This window comes from Geodermatophilus sp. SYSU D00691 (assembly GCF_054050275.1).
The window spans coordinates 22587-39108 of sequence record NZ_JBJGYZ010000006.1 but is presented as its reverse complement, the minus strand read 5'-3'; the positions used below and the strand labels follow the sequence as shown (position 1 = coordinate 39108).

Annotated in this window: 16 protein-coding genes and 1 pseudogene; 9 read left to right on the top strand and 8 right to left on the bottom strand. The window is 74.9% G+C overall.

The genetic code is table 11. The features are described 5' to 3' along the window. The first annotated feature begins 89 nt into the window (after positions 1-89). Positions 90-2315, top strand: a complete 2226-nt coding sequence (locus ACI797_RS06000; RefSeq protein WP_456857609.1) for a VanW family protein — start codon at positions 90-92, stop codon at positions 2313-2315. An 83-nt stretch (positions 2316-2398) separates the two neighbouring features. Further along, positions 2399-3535, top strand: coding sequence for a YihY/virulence factor BrkB family protein (locus ACI797_RS05995; protein WP_456857607.1), 1137 nt, complete (start codon positions 2399-2401; stop codon positions 3533-3535). On the opposite strand, the gene ACI797_RS05990 is transcribed toward ACI797_RS05995, so the two are convergent. Continuing rightward, positions 3511-3741: a DUF3039 domain-containing protein gene (locus ACI797_RS05990; RefSeq protein ID WP_456541822.1), complete on the bottom strand. Its 231-nt coding sequence runs from the start codon at positions 3739-3741 to the stop codon at positions 3511-3513. The genes ACI797_RS05995 and ACI797_RS05990 overlap by 25 nt on opposite strands. 50 nt (positions 3742-3791) lie before the next feature. Between ACI797_RS05990 and ACI797_RS05985 the strand changes: the two genes are divergently transcribed. Beyond that, positions 3792-4733 carry a pseudouridine-5'-phosphate glycosidase gene (locus ACI797_RS05985; protein WP_456857606.1) on the top strand — a complete coding sequence of 314 codons (942 nt, stop codon included), beginning with the start codon at positions 3792-3794 and terminating at the stop codon, positions 4731-4733. Between the two features lie 3 nt (positions 4734-4736). Beyond that, positions 4737-5612, top strand: coding sequence for a carbohydrate kinase family protein (locus ACI797_RS05980; RefSeq protein WP_456857605.1), 876 nt, complete (start codon positions 4737-4739; stop codon positions 5610-5612). Here the strand turns inward: ACI797_RS05980 and ACI797_RS05975 are convergent. Both ACI797_RS05975 and ACI797_RS05970 read right to left on the bottom strand, forming a co-directional pair. Continuing rightward, entirely contained in the window at positions 5609-5962 is a 354-nt protein-coding gene (locus ACI797_RS05975) for a DUF3099 domain-containing protein (RefSeq protein ID WP_456541825.1), read from the bottom strand. The genes ACI797_RS05980 and ACI797_RS05975 overlap by 4 nt on opposite strands. Positions 5963-6079: 117 nt before the next feature. Next, positions 6080-6667 carry an HhH-GPD-type base excision DNA repair protein gene (locus tag ACI797_RS05970; RefSeq protein ID WP_456857604.1) on the bottom strand — a complete coding sequence of 196 codons (588 nt, stop codon included), beginning with the start codon at positions 6665-6667 and terminating at the stop codon, positions 6080-6082. Positions 6668-6844: 177 nt separating this feature from the next. Between ACI797_RS05970 and ACI797_RS05965 the strand changes: the two genes are divergently transcribed. From ACI797_RS05965 to ACI797_RS05955, 3 genes and pseudogenes are all read left to right on the top strand, one after another. Beyond that, positions 6845-7045: a hypothetical protein gene (locus ACI797_RS05965; protein WP_456857603.1), complete on the top strand. Its 201-nt coding sequence runs from the start codon at positions 6845-6847 to the stop codon at positions 7043-7045. A gap of 11 nt (positions 7046-7056) precedes the next feature. Continuing rightward, on the top strand, positions 7057-7359 hold the full coding sequence (locus tag ACI797_RS05960) for a type II toxin-antitoxin system PemK/MazF family toxin (protein WP_456857602.1): 303 nt from the start codon (positions 7057-7059) through the stop codon (positions 7357-7359). 922 nt (positions 7360-8281) lie between these two features. Next, positions 8282-8800 (top strand): annotated as a pseudogene (locus tag ACI797_RS05955) (cation:proton antiporter domain-containing protein); the annotation flags it as partial. A gap of 152 nt (positions 8801-8952) precedes the next feature. On the opposite strand, the gene ACI797_RS05950 reads toward ACI797_RS05955, so the two are convergent. Genes ACI797_RS05950 through ACI797_RS05935 form a run of 4 tightly spaced genes read right to left on the bottom strand, consistent with a single transcriptional unit; the run spans position 8953 to position 12947 of the window. Beyond that, the gene (locus ACI797_RS05950) at positions 8953-9813 is read right to left on the bottom strand and encodes an ABC transporter ATP-binding protein (RefSeq protein ID WP_456857601.1); all 861 of its coding nucleotides are present in this window, start codon (positions 9811-9813) and stop codon (positions 8953-8955) included. Beyond that, entirely contained in the window at positions 9810-10868 is a 1059-nt protein-coding gene (locus ACI797_RS05945) for a FecCD family ABC transporter permease (RefSeq protein ID WP_456857600.1), read from the bottom strand. Before ACI797_RS05945 ends, ACI797_RS05950 begins: the two co-directional genes overlap by 4 nt. Beyond that, positions 10865-11908: a FecCD family ABC transporter permease gene (locus ACI797_RS05940; protein WP_456857599.1), complete on the bottom strand. Its 1044-nt coding sequence runs from the start codon at positions 11906-11908 to the stop codon at positions 10865-10867. Before ACI797_RS05940 ends, ACI797_RS05945 begins: the two co-directional genes overlap by 4 nt. Positions 11909-11918: 10 nt before the next feature. Next, complete coding sequence (locus ACI797_RS05935) at positions 11919-12947, bottom strand: iron-siderophore ABC transporter substrate-binding protein (RefSeq protein WP_456857598.1); 1029 nt, start codon at positions 12945-12947, stop codon at positions 11919-11921. 142 nt (positions 12948-13089) lie between these two features. Between ACI797_RS05935 and dtd the strand changes: the two genes are divergently transcribed. Both dtd and sigB read left to right on the top strand, forming a co-directional pair. Continuing rightward, positions 13090-13521, top strand: a complete 432-nt coding sequence (dtd, locus tag ACI797_RS05930; RefSeq protein WP_456857597.1) for a D-aminoacyl-tRNA deacylase — start codon at positions 13090-13092, stop codon at positions 13519-13521. A 264-nt stretch (positions 13522-13785) separates the two neighbouring features. Continuing rightward, complete coding sequence (gene sigB / locus ACI797_RS05925) at positions 13786-14769, top strand: RNA polymerase sigma factor SigB (protein WP_456538654.1); 984 nt, start codon at positions 13786-13788, stop codon at positions 14767-14769. Here sigB and ACI797_RS05920 read toward each other — a convergent pair. Continuing rightward, entirely contained in the window at positions 14757-16445 is a 1689-nt protein-coding gene (locus ACI797_RS05920; RefSeq protein ID WP_456857595.1) for a LuxR C-terminal-related transcriptional regulator, read from the bottom strand. The genes sigB and ACI797_RS05920 overlap by 13 nt on opposite strands. Positions 16446-16522: the final 77 nt, after the last annotated feature.

Sequence of the window (16522 nt, the reverse complement as noted above, 5' to 3'; positions counted from 1 at the left end):
CCTCCGTCCCGCTCCGTGCGGGCGAGGGGCCGGCGGCTCCGTCGTTTCCGGGGACGCCCGAACGACGGCGACCCGAGGACGACCCCGCCATGCAGCAGCACGCCGGCGCCGAGCAGGCCGCCGCACCCGACGAGACCACGCGCCTCTCGGGCGGTCCCGCCGGCACCCCGCCGCCGGCCGGGGGCCCGTCCACCGGTCACGGCCAGTCCGCCGTCGCCAGCCGACCGGGTCAGCCCGGGCCGCAGGCGACCGAGCCCGTCCCGGGCGCGGTCCCGCCGCCGGCGTACGTCGAGCAGGCCGATGACACGCGGCCGGTCTCGAAGGAGTGGATGAAGGTCTCCCCGGAGACCCCCGCGGCGGCACCCTCCGCCGCGGCCGCGCCCGTCGCCGAGGAGGACCGGTCGACCCAGCAGCTGCCCGGCTACGCCGAGCCGCCCGCGGCGCCGGCCACGGAGGACACCACGCAGCTGCCGGTCGACGACGGCCCCGGCACCCCCGGGGAGCCGCCCTCCGGCGGCACCGGCGAGGGCGCCGGCCCGGACGGCACCGGCGACGACACCTCGCAGCGCCCGTGGTGGCGGCGGAAGGCCGTGCTGGTCCCCGCGGCCGCGGTCGTGGTCCTCGGCGGCGCCTACGGGGCCGACGTGCTCCTCTCCGCCGGTGACGTCCCCCGCAACACCGTCGTGGCGGGCGTCGAGATCGACGGCCTCTCCCCCGCCGAGGCGGCCCGCACGCTCACCGACGAGCTGGGCGCCCGCGTGGCCGCCGACCACACCGTCGTCGCCGACGACTTCTCGACGACGCTGTCGCCGGCCACCGCGGGCATCGCGCTGGACGTCGACGCCACCGTCGACGTCGCCGACGACCAGCCGCTCAACCCGTGGACCCGGGTGACCTCCTTCTTCACCGACCGCGAGGTCGAGCCGGTGCTCGACGTCGACGAGGCCGCCCTCGACGGGCAGGTCGAGGCGATCGCCGGGCAGGTCGACGTCGCCCCGGTCGAGGCCTCCATCGCCCTCGACGGCACCACCGCGTCCCTGGTCGAGCCGGTCGAGGGTCGCGCCATCGACCGGGAGGGCGCCGCCGAGGCGATCACGTCGGCGCTGGCCTCCGGCGCCGACCCGGCCGAGCCGATCGAGCTGCCGGTCGAGGTGGACGCCCCCGTGGTGGACGCCGCCGAGGCCCAGCGGGTGCTCGACGAGACCGTGACGCCCGCGCTCGCGGCGCCGGTCGAGCTGGTCAGCGAGGACGGCGCCACCTCGGTCGAGATCCCGGTGACGGCGATCGCGGCGGCGCTGCGCTTCACGCCCCAGGGAGACGGCGTCCTCGCGGTCTCCCTCGACCCGGCGGCGCTGCAGAGCGAGCTCGGCGAGGAGCTCGGCCAGTTCGGCACCCCGGCGCAGGACGCCACCTTCGAGGTCCAGGGCGACGCGATCACCGTCGTCCCGTCGGTCGACGGCACCGGCGTCGCGCCGGCCGCGCTGGCCGAGCAGCTGCTGCCGGTGCTCGCCGCGCCGGCACCGCGCAGCCTCACCGCGCAGCTCGGTCCGGTGCCGGCGTCCTTCACCACCGAGCAGGCGCAGTCCCTGGGCATCGTGGAGCAGGTCAGCACCTTCACCACGAACTTCACCAGCCAGGCCAGCGGCACCAACATCCGCGTCGTCGCCGCCGAGGTGGACGGCGCGATCGTCCGGCCGGGCGAGACCTTCAGCCTGAACACCTACACCGGCCCGCGCGGCACCGCGCAGGGCTACGTGCCGGCCGGCGTCATCAGCGGCGGCCAGATCACCCAGGCGGTCGGCGGTGGCGTCAGCCAGTTCGCGACCACGATGTTCAACGCGGTCTTCTTCGCCGGCCTCGAGGACGTCTACCACAAGCCGCACAGCTTCTACATCAGCCGCTACCCGGCCGGCCGCGAGGCGACGGTGTACGAGGGCCAGATCGACCTGGTCTGGAAGAACGACACCGACACCGGCATCTACGTGCAGACGGCGTGGACGCCGAACTCGCTGACGGTGACCTTCTGGGGCACCCGGCACTACGAGATCGAGTCGATCAGCAGCGACCGGCGCAACATCCGGCAGCCCGCCGTGATCGAGAAGCCCGACGACGGGAACTGCACCCCGCAGTCCGGCTCGACCGGCTTCGACATCACCGTGACCCGGGTGTTCCAGGACCTGAACACCGGCGCGGAGATCCGGCGCGAGAACTTCAACACCCACTACGCGGCCGAGGACATCATCCGCTGCGTGCCGGTGGCACCCACCACGCCCGAGGGCACCGCTCCCCCGGCGGGCACGACACCGGGCGGCTGACCCGTCGTCCCTGCGGGGGAACCGACAGGCCGGACGACGGTCGGTGCGGCTCACCCGCAGGTGGGCGCGTGCACACTGGGTCCATGAGCGCGGTCCTGCCGAGCGGTTCCCCGGCGCGCGCCGGGGACGAGCAGGACGCCGAGCCCCGCCCCGCGGCCGCGGTACCGACGACGGAGAAGGCCCCCGCCGAGGGGTCCGGGTCGGCCCGCGCCGACCTCTCCGGCGCCGGCCGCACGGCCGGCTGGCCGGCCTGGGTGCGCACGCCGCTGCAGGTCGCCGGCCGGACGGTGGCCAAGGCGTGGCAGGACCGGATCCTCGGGCTGTCGGCCGAGGCGTCGTTCTGGCAGATCCTGTCGGTGCCGCCGCTGCTCATCGGGCTGCTGGGCAGCCTGGGCTACCTCGGGACCTTCATCGGCACCGGGTCGGTGCAGGAGGTCGAGGACCGGCTGCTCACCGCCTCGGCGGAGGTGCTCACCCCCGACGTCGTCGACTCGCTGGTCGCGCCGACCCTGAACGACATCCTGGGTTCCGGCCGGCTCGACGTGGTCAGCGTCGGGTTCCTGCTCTCGCTGTGGGCGGGGTCCTCGGCCACCGCCACGTTCATCAACACCGCGGTCATCGCCTACGACCAGCGCGACGTGCGGGGGCCGATCGCCACGCGGCTGATGGCGCTGTGGCTGTTCGTCGTCGGCCTGGTCGTCGCCGTCCTGACCCTGCCGCTGCTGGTGCTCGGCCGCGAGGTGCTGGTGAACCTGCTGCCCGGCACCTGGCGGCCGGTCGCGACCGTGCTCATCAACGCCGTCTACTGGCCGCTGGTCGTGGTGGGCCTCGTCCTGGTGCTGACCAGCTTCTACCACGTCATGCTGCCGCGGCGGCTGCCGTGGCGGCGGCACGTGCCCGGTGCGCTGCTGGCGGTGGCGTTCTCGCTCGTCGCCGCCCTGGTGCTGCGCACCTACGTCGCCGACATCCTGGTGACGGCGCTGCCCTACGGCGCGCTGGCCACCCCGATCGCGGCGCTGCTGTTCTGCTTCTTCTTCGCCATGGGCATCCTGCTCGGCGCCGAGCTCAACGCCACGATCCAGCAGCGCTGGCCGGCGCCGCTGCGCCGGCACGAGCGACGCCGCCAGGCCCGGCGGGCGGCGAAGCTCGCGTCGGAGGCGCGGAAGCTGGGCCTCGGCGACTCAGCCGCCGACCCTCACTCGGGCCGCAGCGACTCGTAGATCTCCTTGCACGCCGGGCACACCGGGCTGCCGGGCTTCGGCGCCTTGGTGACCGGGAAGACCTCGCCGCAGAGCGCCTGGACCATCGTGCCCATCACCGCGCTCTCGGCGATCTTGTTCTTGCGGACGTAGTGGAACACCTCGTCCGGCTTGTCGGTGTCGGCGTCGCGGACGTCGGGCTTCTCGAGGATGTCGGTGCTGCTCATGGTGCCTCCCTGCGGACCGGCGGTCTCTCGTCGACGTCCATGATGGCAGCGTGCAGCCCTCCACCCCTGTTCCCGGCACGGTCCTCTCGCCGGAGGTGGCCATCTCCCCGGAAGTGGCACAGGCGATCGCGGCCGGACGCCCCGTCGTCGCCCTCGAGAGCACGCTTCTCGCCCACGGCCTGCCGCGCCCCGACAACCGCAAGGCCGCCGATGACGTCGAGGACGCCGTCCGCCGCGGCGGCGCGGTACCGGCGACCATCGCCGTCCTGGACGGCGTGCCGCACGTGGGGCTGGAGCCGGCGCAGGTGGACCGCGTCTGCGGGGACCCGGGGCTGGCCAAGCTCGGCATCCGGGACCTGCCGGTGGCGGCGGCCCGCGGCCTGTCCGGCGCGACGACGGTGTCGAGCACCGCGCTGCTGGCCGCCCGGAGCGGCATCGAGGTGTTCGCCACCGGCGGGCTGGGCGGCGTGCACCGGCAGTCGGCCGAGACCTTCGACGAGTCCGCCGACCTCGGCGCCCTGGCGAGGACGTCGATCGTGGTCGTCTGCGCGGGCGTGAAGTCGATCCTCGACGTGCCGGCCACCCTGGAGCGGCTGGAGTCGCTGTCGGTCACCGTCGTCGGCTACCGGACGACGACCTTCCCCGGTTTCTACGTCGCCGACTCCGGCTCGCCGCTGGACTGGTCGGTGGACGACCCGGCGCAGGCGGCCGCCGTCTTCGCCGCCCGGCGCGAGCTGGCGGCCGGCTCGGTCGTCGTCGCCAACCCGCTCCCGGACGACGAGCAGCTCGACCCGGCGCTGCACGACCGCGTGATCGCCGACGCCCTCGCCGCGGCCGACGCCGCCGGCGTGCGCGGCAAGGCGGTCACCCCGTTCGTGCTCGACCACCTGCACCGGGCCAGCGAAGGCGCGACGCTCGCGGTCAACGTGCGGCTGGTGCTGCGCAACGCCGAGCTCGCCGGCCGGATCGCCGCGGCGCTGCGGGCCGGCTGAGCCGTGCGCCCCGTCCTCGTCGTCGGCGACCTGGCCACCGACGTCGTCGCCGTCCTGGACGGCGATCCCGCGCCCGGGTCGGACCGGCCGGCCGTCATCCGCACGCGCGGCGGCGGGGCCGGGGCCAACGTCGCGGTGCACCTGGCGCGGGTCGGCGTCCCGGTGCGGTTCGCCGGGTGCGTCGGCGACGACCCGGCCGGGGTGGCGCTGGCCCGCGAGCTCGCCGCCGCCGGCGTCGAGCCGCTGCTGCGCACGGTGCCCGGGACCCCCACCGGCACCATCGTCAGCCTGGTCGAGCCGGACGGGCAGCGCAGCATGCTCGCCGACCGCGGCGCCAACCTGGCCCTGCGCCCCGGCGACGTGCCGCCGCTGCCGGCCGGCGGCCACCTGCACCTGTCGGGCTACACGCTGCTCGACGACCGGCCCCGCGCGGCCGGGCTGGCCGCCCTGGCGGCGGCGGTCGAGGCCGGGGCCACCGTGTCGGTGGACCCGGCCAGCACCGGACCGCTGCGCCGCTACGGCGTGGACCGCTGGCTGGCCGACACCGCCGGCGCCACGCTGGTGCTGCCCAACGCCGAGGAGGCGCTGCTGCTCACCGGCTGCGGCGACGTCGCCGACGCCGCCCGCGCGCTCGCCGGGCGGCACCGGTGCGCGGCGGTCAGCCTGGGCGCCGACGGCGCGCTCTGGGCGTCGGGCGTGCAGGTCGTGCACCGGCCGGCGCACCCCGCGGCCGTCGTGGACACCACCGGAGCCGGCGACGCGTTCGCCGCCGGGCTGCTGTCGGTGTGGCTGGCCGACCCCGAGGGCGACCCGGCGACGGCGCTGGATGCCGGGCTGGCGCTGGCCGCGCGGGTGGTGGGGCGGGCGGGCGCCCGTTAGCCGTCGATGATGCGCGAGCGCTCGATGGCCTTGAGGTCGGGCGTCTCGAGGGTGCGCTCGGGGCGGTAGCGGTTGACGTGCTGCTTGCTCTTCGGCGGCCCGTCGTTGGCCATGACCACGGCGATCCAGGGCAGGACGGTGCCGAGGATGGCCAGCAGCAGCACCAGCCAGAGGATGTGCGTCGCGGTGTACACCACGGCTGCCGCCACGATGCTCAACGCGCGGACGCCCATGGTGAGCACGTAGCGCTTCTTGCGGGCGGCGTACTCGTCGAACTGGCTCGGCTGCGCGTCGGTGATCAGCACCGGCTCGGCCCGGCGGGAACGTGCGGTCTCTCGGCTCGAGGCCACGGCTGTGCCATCCCTCCGCCGGCCGATCGCGTGAGGTGTCCACGCGGACGGGGCCCGGCTCGCACGGCCCATCGTGCCACCGCTTCCGGGCCGGTGCAGGTGCCTCTCCCTGGACCTTCAGGCGCCGGTCCGGGCCGCCTTCGCGGCCTGCTTCTGCGCCTGCTTGAACGCCCGGACTTCGGCGAGGGACTCGGCGCCGGTGATGTCGGCGACCGAGCGCCGGGACCCCTCCTCGCCGTAGGCGCCGGCCGCCTCCCGCCAGCCGGCGGGCGTCACGCCGTACTGCTTGCCGAGCAGCGCCACGAAGATCTTGGACTTCTGCGCGCCGAAGCCGGGCAGCTCGCCGATCCGCTCCACGAGCGTGTCGCCGTCCGGGGCGTCGGCCCACAGGTTCTCGGCCCGGCCGTCGTAGCGCTCGACCAGCAGCCGGCACAGCTCCTGCGTGCGCGCGGCCATCGAACCCGGGTAGCGGTGCACGGCCGGCGGCCCCTGGAAGTGCCGCGCCAGCTCCTCCGGGTCCGCGGCGGCGAGGGCCGCGGCGTCGAGGGTGTCGACGCCGAGCCGGTCGGCGAGCAGGCGGGGGCCGGCGAAGGCGCGCTCCATCGGGAACTGCTGGTCGAAGAGCATGCCGAGCAGCAGCGCGAGCGGGTCGCGGCCGAGCAGCTCGTCGGCGCGCGGGTCCTGGGTGAGGGTCAGGGTCGGCACGGTCCAGATGGTGCCGTATGTGGATGCCGGCGCACCTACCACTGACGTCTCTCACCGGGACCGCGCTGAACGCCGATACTCGCCGGCTGCCTCCTGGGCGCCTGGGTGGGCGCTCGCCGAGACCGCCGACCTCGCAGGCTGTTGCACAAGCGTTGAGCAGATGTTTAACATCGTTCTGTGAGCAAGACGATCGGCTTCCGTCCGACCGAGGACGACGAGCGGATCATCCGTGAAGCCATGCGGGACGACGAACGCACTGCCGATGTCATCAGACGTGCACTACGCCTGCTCGACCGTGAGGCCTGGCTCGCGCGCGCTCGTGCCGATGCCGAGCGGTTGGTGGACGAGGACCTGTCCGACGAGGCCGACGCCTGGTGATCCGGGGTGCCGTGTACCGGGTCGACCTCGGTGATGCCCGTCGCGGACACGAGCAACGCGGCCGGCGGTACGGCCTGGTGCTGAGCCCGACCGACATGGCCTGGAACGTCGCCACCATCGTTCCCACATCGACACAGGCGCAGCCGGCGGTGTTCCGGCCCGAGATCGAGCTGGGCGGAGTTCCCACCCGGTTCCTCGTCGATCAGCTGCGCAGCATCGACGTGCGCTTCGTGCATGACGAGCCCGCGTTCTTCCTCCACCGCGACGAACTGGAGGAGATCGAGCTCGCCGTCGCCCGGTATCTCGGGCTCTGACCGGCGCCGCACGTTCACGTTTCCTTACCGGGCGGACACGCCCCGGCGCACGACGGCCTCCCTGCTTCATCGACGCATGTGCTGGTCGAGGAGCATGCCGAGCAGGAGGGCGAGCGGGCCGCGGCCGAGCAGCTCGTCGGCGCGTGGGTCCTGGGTGAGGGTCAGGGTCGGCACGCCGGAGATGTGTGCCAGAGGGCGGTCCCTGGGCGATCACCCGCCCACACGGGCGGCCGAACCGGCGCCACCTACTGCATGCCGCCCCCGCCGGCTCCGCCGCTCCCGAGGCCGTGGGCGATGATCGCGGCCTTCGTCACCCGCTCCTCCGGCGGCAGATCGTCGGGGTTGGTCCCGTAGACGGCCTCCGTGTCGCCGGTCGAGTGCCGAACCCAACTGCCGAACCGCCAGGCCGATCGGAATGGCGCTCCGGCGAGCCGGCCGGCCCGGCGGATCCCCGACCGCAGCTGCGCACGTCTCCCACCCATCACCCGTCCTCCTCGCCGGCCGTTGGGTGCAGGTTCGTCCCGGGACGGCAGCGACCGCGAGGGACAGAGGGTCTCGGCCCGCAGAGACCTTCCGCTCTGCGGGTGCGACGGCCACCGGAGAACCTCGAACGGTGACCGGCACACCGCTCCGCCGCCGCCCGGGAGTGCACTCGCCGGTGCCCCGCCACCCGGCCGACGAACGCTCCGAGGGAACGGCCGGAGAGGACGCTGAGGGCTCCCTGCCCTCGCGGAGGCGTCGCTGCAGAGGGACCTGCTGACCGACCCGGCCGCGCCGTCGCGGGTGCGCTGGGTGCTCACCGTGGAGAGCGGTCTCAACGTCGGCATCGCCACGCCGATCGTCATGGTCGCGATCGCCGGCACCGCGGCCGCGGAGGACGCCGGCGGCCCGGGAGCCGGCGCCCTGGTCGAGCCGGCGATCGGTGCGGGGGTGGGGGTCGTCGCCGGGTCCACCGGGGGGTGGCTGCTGCGGTGGGCCCGCCGGCGGGGGCTGGGCGGCGGAGGACGTCGCGGGCGTCGGCGTCCTCGCCCTGGCCCTGCTGGCCCACGGGACGGCGCCGGCCGTCGACGGCAACGGGTTCGTCGCCGCGTTCTGCGCCGGCATGGCCTTCGGCGCCGCCGCCGGCCGCCGCGGTCCCGCGGAACTCGCCTTCCGGGAGCAGGCGAGCGGCGCGGTTTCGCCGCTGGTGTGGCTGGTCACCGGCGCGATCGCCGTGCCGATCGTGGTGGACCGGCTGGACCCGACCCTGGTGCTCTACGCCGTCCTCAGCCTCACCGTCGTGCGGACGGTCCCGGTCGCCCTCTGCCTGCTGGGCAGCCGCCTCGACCGGACCACCGTCGCGTTCGTGGGCTGGTTCGGCCCGCGCGGGCTGGCCTCCCTGGTCTTCGCGCTGCTCGCCCTCGAGGACCTGGGCTCGGCGGCGGACGAGGCGGGGGCGGTCATCGCGGTCACCGTGCTCCTGAGCGTCCTCGCCCACGGGCTCACCGCGGCACCCCTCGCCGCCCGGTACGGCCGCACCGTCCCTCCCGATCCGGAGCCCGGCACCGCCGAGGGTGCCCGGCACCTCGTCGGCGCGCGGGTGCCGGGTGAGGGTCAGGAGTGGTACGCGCCCGATCCCGCCGCCTGGCCCTCGGCGGGCTCGTCGGACCGCAGCGCGGTCATGTGGTGGCGGCCGATCGGCAGCATCAGCGGCTTGCCCGACGTCGGGTCGACGACGACCCGGCTGTCGAGCCCGAAGACGGCGCGCACGGTCTGCTCGGTGAGCACCTCCGCCGGCGTCCCGGCGGCGTGGATCCGCCCGTCGGCCAGCGCGACGAGGTGGTCGGCGTAGCGGGCGGCGAGGTTGAGGTCGTGCAGGACCATGACGATCGTCGTCCCGCGGGTGCGGTTGAGGTCGGTCAGCAGGTCGAGGACCTCGATCTGGTGGGCGACGTCGAGGAACGTCGTCGGCTCGTCGAGCAGGAGCAGGTCGGTCTGCTGGGCCAGTGCCATGGCGATCCAGACCCGCTGGCGCTGGCCGCCGGAGAGCTCGTCGACGGCGCGGTCGGCCAGGGCCGTCGTCTGCGTCGCCTCCAGGGCCGCCGCCACCGCGGCGTCGTCCTCCTGGCGCCAGCGGGTGAAGATCCCCTGGTGCGGGTTGCGACCGCGGCCGACCAGGTCGGCGACGGTGATGCCCTCCGGCGCGATCGGCGACTGCGGGAGCAGGCCCAGGGCGCGGGCGAGCTCCTTGGCGGGCATCCGGTGCACCGACCGGCCGTCGAGCAGCACCTGGCCGGTCCGGGGCGCGAGCAGGCGCGACATCGACCGCAGCAGCGTGGACTTGCCGCAGGCGTTCGCGCCGACGATCGCCGTGATCTCCCCGGCGGGGACGACCAGGTCGAGGTCCTCGATGACGGTGCGCTCGCCGTACCCGAGCGTGAGGTCCTCCGCCGCGAGCGAGCGGGTGTCGGTCACAGCGAGCCTCCGGCGCGGTTGGTGCGGACGATCAGGTAGATCAGGTACGGGGCCCCGAGCACGCCGGTGACCACGCCGACCGGGTAGCGGGTCTCCAGGGCGAACTGGCCGACGAGGTCGGCCACGAGCACCAGCAGCGCCCCGACCAGCCCGGCCGGCACGAGCAGCGAGCCGTTCGGGCCGACCAGGCGCGCCGCGATGGGCCCGGCGAGGAAGGACACGAAGGCGATCGGGCCGCAGGCGGCCGTGGCGAACGCGATCAGGCCGACCGCCGCGGTGATCGCCACGACCCGGGTCCGCTCGACGCGGGTCCCCAGCGCGGAGGCGGTGTCGTCGCCGAGCTGCAGCGCGGAGAGGTCGCGCGTCTGCGCGAGCAGCACGGGGCCGAGCACGACGAGGGCGACCACCGCCGGCACGGTCGCCTCCCAGGTGCTGCCGTTGAGGCTGCCGGTCAGCCAGCGCAGCGCCTCGGCGAAGTCCCAGGCGCCGGCCTGGGCCAGCACGTAGGAGGTGGCGCTCGTCGACATGGCGGCGACGCCGATGCCGATGAGGACCAGCCGGGTGCCCACGACGCCGTCCTTGAACGCCAGGGTGTGGACGAGCAGGGCGACGCCGAGCGCGGCGACGATCGCGGTGACCGACACCGCGGTGCCGGACCACCCGAGGACGACGATGGCGAAGGCGGCCGCGGCGCTGGCGCCGGTGCTGATGCCGATGACGTCGGGGCTGGCGAGGGGGTTGCGCAGCATCGTCTGGAACGTGACGCCGGCGAGGCCGAACGACAGCCCGGCCACGACCGCGAGCACCGCCCGCGGCAGCCGCAGCCGGCCGACGGTGAAGGAGGCGCCGGGAACGTCCTCGCCGAGGACCACCCGGACCACGTCGCCCGGCGGGTAGAACGTCCGCCCGACCATCAGCGTGGCCGCGAACACCGCGACGACCAGGACGGCGAGCACGACGACCACCAGCCGCCGGCGCGCGGCGCGGCGGACGCGGCCGCGGGCGACGACCTCGACGGCCTCGACCGCCGGCGCCGTCGCCACGCCCGTGCTCACAGCTCACGCACCTTCCGCCGGCGGACCAGGGCGATGAAGAACGGAGCACCGAGCAGCCCGGTGACGATGCCGACGTCGATCTCGCTCGGGCGGGCCACGATCCGGCCGAGCACGTCGGCGGCGATGAGCAGGCACGCGCCGGTCAGGGCGGAGAACGGCAGCAGCCAGCGGTGGTCGACGCCGATGAGCAGCCGGCAGAGGTGCGGGACGACCAGCCCCACGAAGAAGAGGGGCCCGGCGACCGCGGTCGCCGTGCCGCACAGCAGCACCGCGCCGCCCGCCGCGACCGCGCGCGCGAGGGCGACGCGCTCGCCGAGGCCCGCGGCCAGGTCGTCGCCGAGGGCGAGCGAGTTGAGGCTGCGCGCCGACAGCAGGCTGACCAGGAAACCGGCCGCCAGGAACGGCAGCACCGGGGTGGTGGACCCGAAGGTCGCCCCACCCACGCCGCCGACCTGCCAGGACTGGACGCTGGCCGCGATGTCACCGCGCGGGAGGGCGACCGCTGTGATGAACGACGTCAGCGCCGCGGAGGTGGCGGACCCGGCCAGCGCGAGCTTGAGCGGGGTCGCGCCGCCCCGCCCCAGCGAGCCCACGCCGTAGACGAACACGGCGGCGACCGCCGCTCCGAGGATCGCCGTCCAGATGATGCTGGTCGCCGAGAACAGCCCGAACCAGGCCAGGCCGGCGACCACGGCCAGGGACGCGCCCGTGTTCACGCCGAGGATGCCCGGGTCGGCCAGCGGGTTGCGGGTCACGCCCTGCATGACGGCGCCGGAGACCCCGAGCGCCGCACCGACGAGCGCCGCCAGCACGGTGCGGGGGATGCGCTTGGTCACCGCCGCCTGGCCCAGGTTCTCCGACGAGCCGCCGAGGGCGGCGAGGATGTCGGACCAGCCGACCCCGCGGGACCCCACCGCCACCGAGGCCGCCGTGAGCAGGGCCAGCAGGGCCAGGACGGCCAGCAGCCACAGGAACCGGACCGACCCCGGGCGTCGCGCGGCGGCGACGTCCGGGGTCGGGAGGGAGTCGACCGGGGTCACGGGGCGGTGATCACGCGGCCTCGTCGGCCGCCTCGGCCAGCATGGCCAGGTAGTCCTCGAGCACCCAGGAGATCGCCAGCGGGGTCGGGTTCGCCGCGGTGCCCAGCGGGGTGTCGGGCAGCAGGACGATCGCCCCGTTGGCGACGGCGGGGATCTGGGACAGCAGCGGGTCGGCGTTGAGCGCGTCGACCAGCTCCTGGTCGCCGTAGGTCACGATGATGTCCACGTCGTCGAAGACGTCGACCTGCTCCGCGCTCACCGTGCCCGAGAACTGCTCCGGGTCGGTCGAGGCGGCGGCGATGCTCTCCGGCGTGCTCAGCCCGAGGTCCTCGAAGAACGCGCTGCGCGTGTCGTAGGGCGTGTAGAAGCTGACCTCGCTGAGGTCGGTGGTGTCCACGTGCGTGAGGAACATCGTCGCCTTGCCCTCGAGCTGGGGGTGCTGCGCGACGGCGTCGGTGATGTCCTGCTCGATGCTCGCGATCAGCTCCTCGCCCTCCTCGGCCATGCCCATGCCGGCGGAGTTGATCTCGATCATCTCCCGCCACGGCGTCGCCCACGGCGCCTCCGGGTAGGCCACGACCGGCGCGATCTCGCTGAGGGTGTCGTAGTCCTCCTGGGTCAGGCCCGAGTAGCCGGCGAGGATGACGTCGGGGTCGGTGTCGGCCACCGCCTCGAAGTCGATGCCGTCGGTCTCGTCGAAGAGCACCGGCTCCTCGCCACCGAGCTCCTCGAGCTCCTCGGCCACCCACGGCAGCAGGCCGTCGCCGTCGTCGTCGCCGAAGTTGGCGGCGGCCATGCCGACGGGGACGACGCCGAGGGCCAGCGGCACCTCGTGGTTCGCCCAGTTCACCGTGGCGATCCGCTCGGGCCGGGCGTCGATCGTCGTCGTGCCGAAGGCGTGCTCGACGGTGATCGGGGTGAAGTCCCCGGAGCCCTCCGCCTCGTCCTCGGCGGCCGAGGACGAGCCGCCGCAGGCGGCCAGCCCGCCGGCGAGCAGGGCGGCGGTGGAGAGTGCGACCAGTCTCGGTGCGCGGCGCATGGTGTCCTTCCAGGTAGGAGTGCGGCGCCGCGGTGTCGGGGCGACCGGGGGGAGCCTAGAACTAAGGCTTGGCTAACCAAACTTAGGGTCCACTCACCGACCTGTCGGTCACGGCCGGACCACGGTTCGGGAGGATGCTTCCGTGCGTGCGGTGGTCAGCCGGGTCGGGTCGGCGTCGGTGACGGTCGACGGCGCCGTCGTGGGCGAGATCGGCGCCGGGCTGCTGGCCCTGGTCGGCGCCGGCCGGGAGGACGACGCCGACCGGGCCCGTGCGCTCGCCCGCAAGATCCACGAGCTGCGGGTGTTCGCCACCGACGAGGGTGCGCGCTCGGCGGCCGACCTCGGCCGGCCGGTGCTGGTGGTGAGCCAGTTCACCCTCTACGCCGACACGCGCAAGGGCCGCCGTCCCTCCTGGGACGCCGCCGCCCCCGCCGAGGTCGCCGAACCGCTGGTCGACGAGGTGGTGGCCGAGCTGCGCCGCCGCGGCGCGCCGGTCGCCACGGGCGTGTTCCGGGCGTCCATGCAGGTCAGCTCGGTCAACGAGGGGCCCATGACCCTGCTGCTGGAGACCTGAGGAAGAAACGTCGGCGCACCGGCGTTGAGCTGTGAATCACACGGGTACCACTCCCGTGACGGAACCCACGCCTGTGCTTTCCCTGTGATTCACGCCCTCGTGGAACACGGGGGCCGGTGGCCGCCGTTGGACTCGGCGTACCACACCGGAACGAGAGCCAGGTACCGGGCCCGGCGATCCCGGGTCCGGGGACCACGACGAACGGATGAGCCTGCGCCACGGCGGGCAGTGCATCCGACCTGAAGGCAAGGACGAAGACCCATCGTGACGCTGTTGCAGTCTTCCCCCAACGACACCCTCGAGGTGCGCTCGCCGCGCCGGGAGTCCGACACCACCGGCCTGGTGTCGACCGACCTGGTGCGCGTGTACCTCAACACCATCGGCAAGACCGCTCTGCTGACGGCCGAGCAGGAGGTGGAGCTGGCCAAGCGGATCGAGGCCGGGCTCTACGCCGACCGGCTGCTCGCCGAGAAGAAGCTGACCCCTGCCCTGCAGCGGGACTACCGGGCCCTGGCCATCGACGGGAAGGCCGCCAAGGCGCACCTGCTCGAGGCGAACCTGCGCCTGGTCGTCTCGGTGGCCAAGCGCTACACCGGCCACGGCATGACGTTCCTGGACCTGATCCAGGAGGGCAACGTCGGCCTGATCCGCGCGGTCGAGAAGTTCGACTACACCAAGGGCTTCAAGTTCTCGACCTACGCCACGTGGTGGATCCGCCAGGCCATCACCCGCGCCATGGCCGACTCCGGCCGCACCATCCGGCTGCCCGTCCACCTGGCCGAGCAGGTCAACAAGGTGGTGCGCACCCGCCGCCGGATGCACCAGGAGCTGGAGCGGGAGCCCACCCCCGAGGAGCTCGGCCTCGAGCTCGACATGCCGGAGGAGCGGGTCACCGAGCTGCTGGAGTACAGCCGCGACCTGGTCAGCCTCGACCAGACCGTCGGTGCCGACGAGGAGTCCCGTCTCGGTGACTTCATCGAGGACGCCGACGCCGCGGTGGCCGAGGACGCGGTCGCCTTCCAGATGATGAAGGGCGACGTCCGCACCGTGCTGTCGACGCTGGAGGACCGGGAGCGCGACGTCGTCGTCCTCCGGTTCGGCCTGGACGGCGGCCAGCCGCGGACGCTGGAGCAGATCGGCAAGCAGTTCGGTCTCTCCCGCGAGCGGGTGCGGCAGATCGAGCGCGAGACGATGGCCAAGCTGCGCGACCCGCAGCGGGCCGACGCCCTGCGCGACTACCTCGCCTGAGACGAGGCCCCCCAGGGGGCCGCTGACGAGCCGGGCCCCGGCAGGGGTCCGGCTCGTCGCGTCTGCAGGGCCGCCTGCGTGCGGCTGCGGACGCCGAGCTTGGCGAAGACGCTGCCGACGTGGTGCTCGACCGTGCGCTTGCTGAGGACCAGCCGTTCGGCGATCTCGCCGTTGGACAGCCCCGCGGCGAGCAGCTCCAGCACCTCCCGCTCGCGCCGCGTCAGCGGGCCCGGGCTGCGCGGCGACGGCGCGGGGCGCACCCCCGCCCGGCGCAGCAGCCCGGCGACCCGGTCCGCCTCCCCGCCGGCGCCGAGGTCGTGGAACACCCGCCAGGCCGTGGACCACTCGGCCGCGGCCACCTCGGGCGAGACCTGCGCCAGCGCCCGGCCGAGCGCGACCCGGCAGCGCGCCGCGTCCCAGGGCAGCCCGGCACGGGTGAACCGGCTCAGGGCCGCCTCCAGGTGCGCGACCGCGCCGTCGGCGCCCTCGGCCGCGAGCAGCAGGCCGCTGACCAGGTCGGCGCGGGCCTGCACGTGCGCCAGCCCGGTGCGCGCGGCCAGCGACCGCAGCCGCACGGCGCAGTCGCCGGCCTCGGCCGGACGGCCCGCGGCGGCGTGCAGCTCGGCCAGCAGGCCGACCTCCTCGTACCCGAGCACCTCGGCCGGGAGCTCGTCGACCGCCCGCCGGAGCACGGTCGCGGCGAGCTCCGCCCGGCCCTGCGCCAGGTGCAGCCGGGCGAGCGGGACCGCGGCGCGGCGGTCGCCCTCGGCGCCGTCCAACAGCGCCGAGGCCTCCTCGAACCGCCCCTGCCTCGTGCGCAGGTCGGCCAGCCGCGCCGCCGCGGCCGCCCGCAGCGCGCGGAACCCGGACTCGTGCAGGCGCAGCGAGGTGGTCAGGTCCCGCTCGGCCTCGGTCCACCGCCCGGCCGCGGTCAGGACGCCGCCGTGGTGCATCCGGCAGATCGCCGGCACCCACAGGTCGTGCGAGGCGCGGCCGGCGGCGTCGGCGACGTCCACCCACTCCTGCGCGCGGCGCACGTCGAGCACGAGCTCGCAGCAGACCAGCATCTTGCAGTAGATCTCGCCGACGACCAGGTGGTCGCGGACCTCCCCGCTGGCGGCCGCGACGACCGCCTCGTCCAGCCGGCGCATGCCGTCCGCCACCCGGCCGTCGAGCACCAGGCCCGCGCCCTCGTACGCCAGCGCGCAGAACTGCAGGTCGGCGTCGGCGCAGCGGCGGGCGATCGCGGCCGCCGTCCGCACGTGCCCGGCGACCGCGGCCGGGGACTCGGTGGTCATGGCCTCGGCCAGCTCGACCCAGCCGCGCTCCGGGCACTCGCCGGCGTCCTCGGCGAGGCTGCGCGCACGGGCGAGCCAGCCGCCGGCGGCGGTGCCGTTGCCGTGCACCGCGGCGTGCAGGAACGCCAGCTCGCGCCCGGCGATGAGGGCGGGCCGGCGGACCTCGCCCCGGGCGCGGTAGCCGGTGAAGGCCCGCTCGTAGGACCGGACGGCGGAGGCGAAGTCGCCGGCCCACTCCTCGGCTCGGGCCAGGCCGTACCAGGCGTCCGGGGAGTCCTGCTGCCGCAGGGCGTCGGCGAACAGGCCGCGGGCCGCCGCCCAGTCGCCGCGCTCGAGGGCCGCCTCGCCGTCGGTCAGGAGCCCGGGCTCCGCCGCCATGCGCCGAGGATGCCACCGGCGGCGCGGGGGCGGACGCGCGCCGAGCACGGGTGCGCAGATGGGTGCGCGCACCCATG

What these genes read in the sequence shown, in the direction of transcription:
- ACI797_RS05935 (WP_456857598.1), bottom strand. Translation starts at nt 12,947, where the DNA reads ATGCGCCGCGCACCGAGACTGGTCGCACTCTCCACCGCCGCCCTGCTC.
- ACI797_RS06000 (WP_456857609.1), top strand. Translation starts at nt 90, where the DNA reads ATGCAGCAGCACGCCGGCGCCGAGCAGGCCGCCGCACCCGACGAGACC.
- ACI797_RS05990 (WP_456541822.1), bottom strand. Translation starts at nt 3,741, where the DNA reads ATGAGCAGCACCGACATCCTCGAGAAGCCCGACGTCCGCGACGCCGAC.
- ACI797_RS05920 (WP_456857595.1), bottom strand. Translation starts at nt 16,445, where the DNA reads ATGGCGGCGGAGCCCGGGCTCCTGACCGACGGCGAGGCGGCCCTCGAG.
- ACI797_RS05995 (WP_456857607.1), top strand. Translation starts at nt 2,399, where the DNA reads ATGAGCGCGGTCCTGCCGAGCGGTTCCCCGGCGCGCGCCGGGGACGAG.